We start from the raw sequence: 9,057 nt of genomic DNA on the forward strand, positions 1-9,057 counted from the left end.
GTCAACGGCGGCGCATGAAATGCGCCGTTCATCTTGACCGTTGACTGGCTTTGCTATTTCTCTGATAAATGAAATTTCGATTTTTAGAAATCGTTTAAGATAGCAATGCGGCTCCACTTGAAATTTTTTCTTTTACTGCAAAAACAGCCTCTTGGATAGAATAGGTTGTCGTTTCTATAACATTCGATTCATATATCCCCAAATTACAAAATTGCTCCCACATTGTTTCTACTAATTCAACATTTGTTTTTCTGTCTAATTTTGAACGTTCCACAGCTCGTTTCATAGTTTCTTCTTTACTGGCTCTTAAAACAATATAGTGTACTTCATAATCTTCTCGAACAAGGGCTCTCCATGGTTCTAAAAACCACGGCCCGACAATTCCATCTACAATTACATCATATCCGCCGCGGGCATAGCGCTTTGCAGCTTCTAAAAAGGCTTCAATGACAACTAAATTTTGTTCGTTGGACTCTGGTAAATGCGGCGGTATTGCTCCTTTGCTTAAATAATGAAAAAAGTCGTCTGTGTGCATATGCACAGATTTATCCATGTTCGATTCTTTTGCGACAATCGACGCAGTTGTTGTCTTTCCTGTTCCCGGCGAACCTGTAATCACAATAATTCTTCCTTGATTCATCTACATTCTCCCTCGCAATTCAGATTTACCGCTCTCTTTCTGATTTTGGAGCGTTTCTTCTCTCAAGATTGAAATGGGCGGGAAGCCATTTTAGGGCTTTCCCGCCTTGATTGCCCATCAGCAAAGACGGGCGGGACTGTCAACGGCGGCGCATTTATGCGCCGTTCATCTTGACCGTTGATTGGCCCCGCTAACTTTGCTACTCTGTTCTAAGTAATTCCTCAATTTGTTTTTTCATATATTCTACAAGTGCCATCGCTTCCTTTTCTACTGTCTCCCATTCATCAGACAAATTTCCCAAATAAGCTTCCTTTGCCGTTGTTAGCAGGGGGGGAAATCTCTCCGGCAATTTTAAAATTACCCATTTTGCGGCAACATCTTTTGTCGTGATTTCTTCTGTTACTAAAGTAAACCACATTCGTGATAAGGTTAATAACACATTTCTTTCATCACCCTTAAAGCTGGAAATCAAACCAGGTAAAGAAAACCGAATTGCTTTTTTAATTTCGTGAAATGGGATAGCGGGAATAAGCTCTTTGCTTTCCGCCCCCTTCAAAGTTATGCTATTTTTTCTTGCTTGCCATAATAAAATCATTATATCTGGGTCATTGCAGGCTTGCGGATATTCTCCTGCTTCCATCTCTCCCCTTAGCCATTCACCATACATATACTGACATTTTGGCGGAAATTGCAACGGAACAATATCAGATTGATTGATAATAGTTACCTCTAAAGGTCTTTTTTCAATACAGCCTACGGAGCCAGAAATTTTCAATAATTGCTTTGTTAGATCTGCTCTGATTGAATTACTCAATTCTTGTTTAGTAATTATCAGTATATCTATATCACTATCTGGACGCAGCCCATTCATTGTTGCTGAACCATATAAATATATCCCCAATATTTGACCTTGTAATATGGTTTCTGCTATTGAAATAACTTGATTTACTTGTTGTGGAAATTCATTTATATTCATTGTAACTCCTATATGTATTTATTTTTACTCCTCAACAACTGATAAAACAGCGTCTAAGGCTAATTCTAAGGCTATGGATATACTTGTTTTTCCCCATTCTCTTTCTTGGTATTTATGAGGGTCTGCAAGAGTATCGGCTGAAAAAAGCAGCATAGCCCATGTAACTTTTCTAAATTTTGCACACGCCGCCAATGCGGAACATTCCATTTCTACTACTTGACATCCCTCTTCTTTCCGATACTGAACCATTTCTACTGTTTCTCGATAAAAACCGTCTGTTGTCCATGTTTTAACTTCCCAATATGGTATATTCTTTTGGCTTAAAGCAGATTCAATCGCATTTATACCAGCCTTTGAAATCTCTACTTCTCGGGAGGGAGGAAGATAATGGTAAGATGTTCCCTCATCTCTCAATGCAGAAACAGGTATCAAAAATCTATTTTCCGGGATGTCTTCCAATACGCCGCAGGAGCCGACGGAAATAATCTTTGTTACACCCCCTGCAATTAAATATTCTAAAACTTGGACGGCAGCAGCACTTCCCACAGGAGCCGGACATAGACATATTTTCTCCTGATTATAAAGACATTCATAAATAGGATATCGTCTTGTTGCACTTTCAAATTCATCTATCTGTATTCCATCATGGGTATGTGCATAATTTTCAACCTCGTCTCCTAAAAAAGCAAACACTGCTTTTGCAGGAAAACATTTTTTCCCATTTCCCGGCTGAAAAACAGCTTTTGATGCGGTATCGTACTCTAAAACAGGGTAGTCATGCTTTACTAATGGCATATTATTATCTCGAATAACAGGCTATTATTCTATTCCTTTCATCATCTTTTTTGCCAACTGCTTGAACAGGTCGGCAGTTTCTTCATCCATCGGCGTAAGCTGTCCGATCTGTCCGGCAACCATCGCCGCTACATCGTCAATGGAAAGCGGGTTTTGCTTCTGTTCCGCCAATGCGTCCCGCATGGCTTGGAACATCGCGGCGGTCACAGCTTCTCCCGGCTGTTCCCCGTTGTCAATGTCTTTCTTAATATCCCGCAGGATAGCAAGGAACACATTTTTGATTTTCTCAATCTCCGCCTCATGTTCCCCCATCTTCTGGGCGTTCAAAAGCTGTAAATCCTGCTTTGCTTCCGCCCGGTGTTCCGGGTGTTCTTTCATCAGGTCGGACAGGGAAGCCGTTGCTATCTCGATAAGCTGGTTTCTTGCTGTTATGCCTTTTGCCGCTGTGTCCTGAAAATAAATCCATATCAAATCTATCAGCTTAGGGAAATTCCTGTGTTCCAACAGGCGGTTGAGGATTTGCACATCAACAGCACCCGTCACGAGCCCCCTCACGGCTCCCTCGGACAAGCCTAATTCAGAAATATCGTAGCTTTTACGGACGCTCACGGTGGATAAGCCCAGTATGTAGTCTGTCGATACCTTAAATTCCTTTGCCACGCCTATGAGAATATCACTGCTGACCGTTCTCGTTTCGCCGCTGACAATGCGGCTCAACTGGGAAGCGGAAACCCCTATCTTCTCCGCAAGCTCCTTTTGTGTGATGTGGTTCCCGTTGCATAAATCGGAAATCCGCTGTCCGGGTGTTCCGGGTAAAGCCATAGATACGCACCTCCTCCGCATACTTCCATTATACAGAATGATTGCAAAAATGCAATTTCCAAAGTGTAAACTTCATCAAAATGCAATTCTCGCAAAATTCCGGGGATTGCATTTTTTTCGTGTAGACTTAGGGTAGTTCATCGATGGACAGCACCTTGAAAACAGAATGACCGTCCGAAAAGGAATACCCCGGCTGGGGAAGCACCGCAAGGAACCGGACTTCGAGACAAAATGTCCCGAAGCTGCGGGGAGCGTGCCAACGCCGGAACACGCCGCAGGAATGGGGCAGGAAACCTTTTCGGGGAGAACGGCAACGGAAAGCAAAATGGAGGGAACGCATGAGAGATAACCCCTATAAAGACTTGCCGCCACTGGAACGCAGGCCGGACGGTTCCCTTTACCGCATGACACCGGCGCAGAGAAAACAGGCGGCCAGCCTGATACGCCGGGAGTGTTGTTGCTGTGAGGACGGCAACTGCATTGTCCTTGATGATGGGGACACCTGCACCTGCCCGCAGACGATTTCTTTCTCGGTCTGCTGTAAGTGGTTCCGCTGGGCGGTCTTGCCGCTGGACGGGACGCTGGAAGCGGAAATTTTCCGGGATAAGGACTTGAAACGCTGTGCGGTCTGCGGTGGCGTGTTCGTCCCCAAATCCAACCGGGCAAAATACTGCCCCGGCTGTGCCGCCAGAGTTCACAGGCGGCAGAAAACAGAAAGTGAACGGAAAAGGAGGTCTGCTGTGGACAGTTAGGAGCGAAAAAAGCCTTGATTTATCAGGCTTTGCAAGCCCCAAACCGGGGCAGGTGGTATAAAGTATCGCCCGCCCCGGAAAACGGGCTTCTAACCGTCCACAAAACGAACTATGACAAATACCATCTATATCCACCAGCCGGAAAAGGCGTTCAGCTTCACCCGGCTCCCGAATTTTCTCTTTGAAGCCCCCACATTCAAGCCCCTGTCCAACGAGGCAAAGGTTCTGTACGCCTTTATCCTGCGCCGGACAGAGTTATCCCGCAAGAATGGGTGGGCGGATGACTGCGGACGGATTTTCCTGTATTACCCTATCTGTGAAGTGGTCACACTGCTCCATTGTGGGCGGCAGAAAGCGGTGAATACCCTGCGGGAACTGCAATACGCCGGACTGGTGGAGATCCAGAAGCAGGGCTGTGGAAAACCCAACCGCATTTTCCCAAAATCCTATGAAGCGGTTCCAAACACCGACTTTAAGAAATCCCGTTCTGGTACACCGGAGGACTGAAAACCGTACCCATGAAGTACGGAAATCACTCCTGAGACGTACGAAAACCGGACGGTATATAGAAATACAAAGATAAAAAGATTGATTTATATTCTATCCATTCCAATCCTATCCGAGCTATTTTCTGCGGGATTTTCCCTGTGGAAAACCCCGGATAGGAAAGGAATGGGGAAAGGAGCAGAATGGCACAACACGCAATTTTACGGTTTGAGAAGCACAAGGGCAACCCGGCAAGGCCGCTGGAAGCCCATCACGAAAGACAGAAAGAACAGTATGCCAGCAATCCCGACATTGACACAAGCCGGAGCAAATACAACTTCCATATCGTCAAGCCGGAGGGACGCTATTACCACTTCATTCAGAGCCGGATTGAGCAGGCCGGGTGCCGAACCCGCAAGGACAGCACACGGTTTGTCGATACGCTGGTAACTGCCAGCCCGGAGTTTTTCAAGGGGAAATCCCCAAAGGAGATACAGGCGTTTTTCCAGAGGGCGGCGGACTTCCTCATTGGCCGGGTAGGACGGGAAAATATCGTGTCGGCGGTGGTACACATGGACGAGAAAACGCCCCACCTGCATTTGACCTTTGTTCCGCTGACAAAGGACAACCGCCTGTGTGCAAAGGAGATTATCGGCAACCGGGCAAACCTGACGAAGTGGCAGGACGATTTTCACGCCTATATGGTGGAGAAATATCCTGACTTGGAGCGTGGGGAGAGCGCCAGCAGGACAGGCCGGAAGCATATCCCCACCCGGCTTTTCAAACAGGCGGTTTCCCTCTCCCGGCAGGCAAGAGCCATTGAAGCCACACTGGACGGCATTAACCCGCTGAACGCCGGAAAGAAAAAAGAGGAAGCCCTCTCCATGCTGAAAAAGTGGTTCCCGCAGATGGAGAATTTCTCCGGGCAGTTGAAAAAGTACAAGGTCACAATCAATGACCTGCTGGCGGAGAATGAGAAGTTGGAAGCAAGGGCAAAGGCCAGCGAAAAAGGAAAGATGAAAGATACGATGGAACGGGCAAAGCTGAAAAGCGAACTGGACAATTTACAGCGGCTGGTTGACCGTATCCCGCCGGATATACTGGCGGAACTGAAACGTCAGCAGCGGCACACGGTAAAGGAAAGGTGATAGATATAAGCAGAAATTTTCGCCGCCTTTGTACGGCATTGTACCTTGAAAACTGAATATGGAGGACACTGGATGGCAAAAAGTGAAAGCGATATTTTTACACCCCGAACAGGGCAGGTCATACAAACAGAGAACGGCACGCAGTATTTTGTATGTGGGAACAACCGTATAAAAATCTCCGAACACTTCGCCGCAGGCGGGAAGCCCCTCGGTGATCTGATTGTAGATGTGGTGCGGCACACCGCAGAAAAAGCCGCTTCAACCTGATAGCCCATCATTGATAACACGCCCACGCTTATGATATAATTGCCATAGAGCAAAAGTATTGTAAGCGTGGGTTGTTTCTTTAGAAGGAGGATTTTTAACGGTGAAACAACCTTACAATACTACGATTTACAACACGGCGCTTTATATGAGATTGAGCCGGGACGATGAACTGCAAGGAGAAAGCGGGAGTATTCAGACACAACGCATGATACTCCGGCAATATGCCGCCGAGCATGGCCTGAATGTCATAGATGAATATATCGACGATGGATGGTCTGGAACGAACTTTGACAGGCCGGATTTTCAGAGAATGATTGATGACATTGAGGACAGGAAAATCAACTGCGTTGTTACGAAGGATTTATCCCGCTTAGGCAGAAACTACATTCTGACCGGCCAGTACACGGAAATCTACTTTCCCAGCAAAGGCGTCCGCTATATCGCTGTCAATGACAATGTGGACACCATCAACGGAGAGAATGAGCTTGCCCCATTCCTCAACATTCTGAATGAAATGCACGCCCGCCAGACCAGCAAAAAGGTAAAGGCGGCCATGCGGACACGGTTCGCAAATGGCGCACACTATGGAGCCTATGCTCCGCTTGGCTATGTCAAAGACCCAGATAAGAAAGGCCATCTTCTGATTGACCCGGAAACAAGGTGGATTATCGAAAAGATTTTTGACCTTGCCGTTCATGGCCGGGGAGCCGCCAGCATTACACGGATTTTGGTCGAAGAAAAAGTACCTACTCCCGGCTGGCTGAATTTCCAGAGATACGGCACTTTCGCAAATATCTATGCCGGAGCGCCGGAGGAAAAAGCCTATGCGTGGACGATAGCGCAGGTGAAAAGTATTCTGAAAGAGGAAACCTATATCGGACACAGCGTCCACAATAAGCAGACCAATATTTCATTCAAAAACAAGAAGAAAGTACGCAAGCCAAAAGAGGAATGGTATCGTGTGGAGAACACCCACGAAGCGATTATTTCCGAAGATGTGTTCCGTCAAGTACAGGAGCAGATTTGCAACAGGCGCAGACGGCAGAAGAACGGCACAACACAGATATTTTCCGGGCTGGTAAAATGTGCGGACTGCGGCTGGTCGCTGGCCTATGGTATGAACAGCCAGAACAAAAATCCCTATGCCCACTACCATTGTAGCAAGTACGGGCAAGGATTGCACCAGTGTTCCATGCACTATATCCGCTATGATGTGCTTTACGCCTATGTCCTTTCCCGTCTGCAATACTGGTCTGTGCTGGCACAGCAGGATGGGGACAAACTTCTGAAACGGCTACTTAACGCCAGCGACAAGGAACGCAATACTGCAAGGAAGCGGCAGACAGCCGAACTGAAAAAGGCGGAAAAGCGCAAAGCAGAAGTAGACACCCTGTTTGCAAAAATGTATGAGGACTGGTCTGCCGGACGCATTACAGAATACAATTTCAATATGCTGTCCGAAAAGTATCAGGGCGAACAGCGAGAATTGGACGCAAAAATTGAACGGCTTCACGAAGCGATGGAGGCCGCCGCCCAGACAGCGGTTGACGCTGAAAAGTGGATAGGTCTGATGAAACAGTATGTCAATCCCACAGAATTGACGGCTGAACTTCTGAATACGCTGATTGAAAAAATCCTTGTCCATGAAGCGGTCAAAAGTGAGGACGGAAGCCGGGAACAGGAGGTAGAAATCTTCTACCGCTTTATCGGCAAAATCGAATGACACATCTTGAGATACCCAACAATATCTTTAACTAAGGGAAACCGGTCAAAGCGAACCGTCCACCCAAAATCTCTTGCAGCTTGCCGAGGTACTCAAAGTAGATGCCAATATATTGCTCAATGAAAGTCGAGAGCGAAAAGTCTTTGCAAAAGAGAATATCGAGCAAAAAGGGTTGCGCACTATTCTCAATAAGCGGAATACGATCTTTTTGACCGCTTCATGTGCGGCGCAGATGGCAGTATTTTGTGTAAATCAAGGACAAGTCAGCGAACAAGCGTATGTGTTCAAATATATTACGGCTATCATTTCTGGAATATTTATGGTTATACTCCTTGCTAATATATGGTTTTCAACCGGAAAAGCAAGTAGAAATAAGTTGTATGCACGAATATTTATGTTCGTCCTTTCATTTGAAATTATACTTATTCTTTCCAGTCGCTATTTGGGTGGCTTGATTTCGTTTGTAATCTGTGTTGTTTTTCTTGTGTCCCTTATAAAAGTACATGATCCTCGGAACGAAAAAACATAAATTAACGAATCCGATATGTACGGTCGCTTTTTGTATTATCTCTGTACAGAAAACATTTCAACAGAAAAATAGAACGCTAATTCAATCTGACAGAGATAAATTTGGTCAGACATCTTGCAAAATTTAGTGGATTACGTTATAATATTTATATCAGTATCAGTAATTGCAATTGAGCAATTAGAGTTTATCAGGTAACACAACGTCTGGATCATTATGATTTCAGGCGTTTTTTTATGTCTTCTGCTTCTGTTATAGAAGCACAGAACAGTAAAAAACGGGAGTATGGACTTCCGTCCATTTTTCACAACTTTACATCTTGACTAACTAAGTCACAAAAGCGCTCAGAGAATTTCGTTTCTTTGAGCGCTTTTTTTATATAGATCGGAGCTGACAAGGCTCCCCCAACCTTGATTCCGGGGAGAGCCTACAGGCCTACCCCGTTTATATATAAAATCATTAAGTGGAGGTAGGTTTTATGACCCTTATCTTACAAGGAACAACAAAAACCAAAGACCTGATAATTGATTATATTGAAGTTCAGTTATCAAGTGGAAAGACTGTCTCATTAAACTGGGACGAAAGCGGTATTGATCGAACTCCTGAAGGATTCGATGCAAAGTATAAAGGCGTCTATTTTGATGAGAAATACGCAAATGGCCGATTAGATGAACTCAGGGGGATGCAGGTCGTAGATCTGGGTTTATATTCTGAGTCTGAGTCTACAGCCAGTTTGATTATTGACGAGATGGTGTTTACAGACGGAGAAGACGAATTGCTAATTGCAGGCCCTGTTTTCGAAGTGAAAGACCTGCTAATAAAAGTCAAGTAGAAATTTCAGATTTTTAGGGAGGCGAAAAAATGCAATACAAAATCAAGCCGCTGAGCATCTCAAAATTAAAACGGCGGCCAGCCAGATGGT

General features: G+C 45.4%; 10 protein-coding genes. 6 read left to right on the forward strand and 4 right to left on the reverse strand.

Annotated features, from left to right (window positions below):
- Positions 1–94: 94 nt before the first annotated feature.
- The 4 genes from WGC32_RS13440 to WGC32_RS13455 form a co-directional block, all read right to left on the reverse strand.
- On the reverse strand, positions 95–640 hold the full coding sequence (locus tag WGC32_RS13440; RefSeq protein ID WP_002578721.1) for a P-loop nucleotide/nucleoside kinase family protein: 546 nt from the start codon (positions 638–640) through the stop codon (positions 95–97).
- Positions 641–839: 199 nt separating this feature from the next.
- Complete coding sequence (locus tag WGC32_RS13445; protein ID WP_002578722.1) at positions 840–1,616, reverse strand: ANT(9) family aminoglycoside nucleotidyltransferase; 777 nt, start codon at positions 1,614–1,616, stop codon at positions 840–842.
- 24 nt (positions 1,617–1,640) lie between these two features.
- A complete protein-coding gene (locus WGC32_RS13450) occupies positions 1,641–2,411 on the reverse strand; it encodes a nucleoside phosphorylase (RefSeq protein ID WP_002578723.1) in 771 nt (256 codons plus the stop codon).
- Between the two features lie 24 nt (positions 2,412–2,435).
- Complete coding sequence (locus WGC32_RS13455) at positions 2,436–3,233, reverse strand: helix-turn-helix domain-containing protein (protein WP_211964700.1); 798 nt, start codon at positions 3,231–3,233, stop codon at positions 2,436–2,438.
- Between the two features lie 338 nt (positions 3,234–3,571).
- Here WGC32_RS13455 and WGC32_RS13460 point away from each other — a divergent pair, with 338 nt between their 5' ends.
- The 6 genes from WGC32_RS13460 to WGC32_RS13485 all read left to right on the forward strand — a co-directional run bounded on the left by WGC32_RS13460 (position 3,572) and on the right by WGC32_RS13485 (position 8,967).
- The gene (locus WGC32_RS13460; protein WP_058722955.1) at positions 3,572–3,985 is read left to right on the forward strand and encodes a cysteine-rich VLP domain-containing protein; all 414 of its coding nucleotides are present in this window, start codon (positions 3,572–3,574) and stop codon (positions 3,983–3,985) included.
- A gap of 111 nt (positions 3,986–4,096) precedes the next feature.
- Positions 4,097–4,492, forward strand: a complete 396-nt coding sequence (locus WGC32_RS13465; protein ID WP_008666017.1) for a replication initiator protein A — start codon at positions 4,097–4,099, stop codon at positions 4,490–4,492.
- A 182-nt stretch (positions 4,493–4,674) separates the two neighbouring features.
- Positions 4,675–5,619, forward strand: a complete 945-nt coding sequence (mobV, locus tag WGC32_RS13470; RefSeq protein WP_122790866.1) for a MobV family relaxase — start codon at positions 4,675–4,677, stop codon at positions 5,617–5,619.
- Positions 5,620–5,691: 72 nt separating this feature from the next.
- Positions 5,692–5,886: a hypothetical protein gene (locus WGC32_RS13475; protein ID WP_015536347.1), complete on the forward strand. Its 195-nt coding sequence runs from the start codon at positions 5,692–5,694 to the stop codon at positions 5,884–5,886.
- Between the two features lie 100 nt (positions 5,887–5,986).
- On the forward strand, positions 5,987–7,609 hold the full coding sequence (locus tag WGC32_RS13480; protein ID WP_342682637.1) for a recombinase family protein: 1,623 nt from the start codon (positions 5,987–5,989) through the stop codon (positions 7,607–7,609).
- Positions 7,610–8,613: 1,004 nt separating this feature from the next.
- On the forward strand, positions 8,614–8,967 hold the full coding sequence (locus WGC32_RS13485; RefSeq protein WP_342682639.1) for a hypothetical protein: 354 nt from the start codon (positions 8,614–8,616) through the stop codon (positions 8,965–8,967).
- Positions 8,968–9,057: the final 90 nt, after the last annotated feature.

It is taken from the genome of Zongyangia acetica, assembly GCF_038739695.1.
Classification (GTDB): Bacteria; Bacillota; Clostridia; order Oscillospirales; family Ruminococcaceae; genus Zongyangia; species Zongyangia gallinarum.

Bases quoted from the DNA above. Each gene is read 5' to 3' on its own strand.
- WGC32_RS13440 (WP_002578721.1), bottom strand. From the start codon at position 640: ATGAATCAAGGAAGAATTATTGTGATTACAGGTTCGCCGGGAACAGGA.
- WGC32_RS13445 (WP_002578722.1), bottom strand. From the start codon at position 1,616: ATGAATATAAATGAATTTCCACAACAAGTAAATCAAGTTATTTCAATA.
- WGC32_RS13450 (WP_002578723.1), bottom strand. From the start codon at position 2,411: ATGCCATTAGTAAAGCATGACTACCCTGTTTTAGAGTACGATACCGCA.
- WGC32_RS13455 (WP_211964700.1), bottom strand. From the start codon at position 3,233: ATGGCTTTACCCGGAACACCCGGACAGCGGATTTCCGATTTATGCAAC.
- WGC32_RS13460 (WP_058722955.1), top strand. From the start codon at position 3,572: ATGAGAGATAACCCCTATAAAGACTTGCCGCCACTGGAACGCAGGCCG.
- WGC32_RS13465 (WP_008666017.1), top strand. From the start codon at position 4,097: ATGACAAATACCATCTATATCCACCAGCCGGAAAAGGCGTTCAGCTTC.
- mobV (WP_122790866.1), top strand. From the start codon at position 4,675: ATGGCACAACACGCAATTTTACGGTTTGAGAAGCACAAGGGCAACCCG.
- WGC32_RS13475 (WP_015536347.1), top strand. From the start codon at position 5,692: ATGGCAAAAAGTGAAAGCGATATTTTTACACCCCGAACAGGGCAGGTC.
- WGC32_RS13485 (WP_342682639.1), top strand. From the start codon at position 8,614: ATGACCCTTATCTTACAAGGAACAACAAAAACCAAAGACCTGATAATT.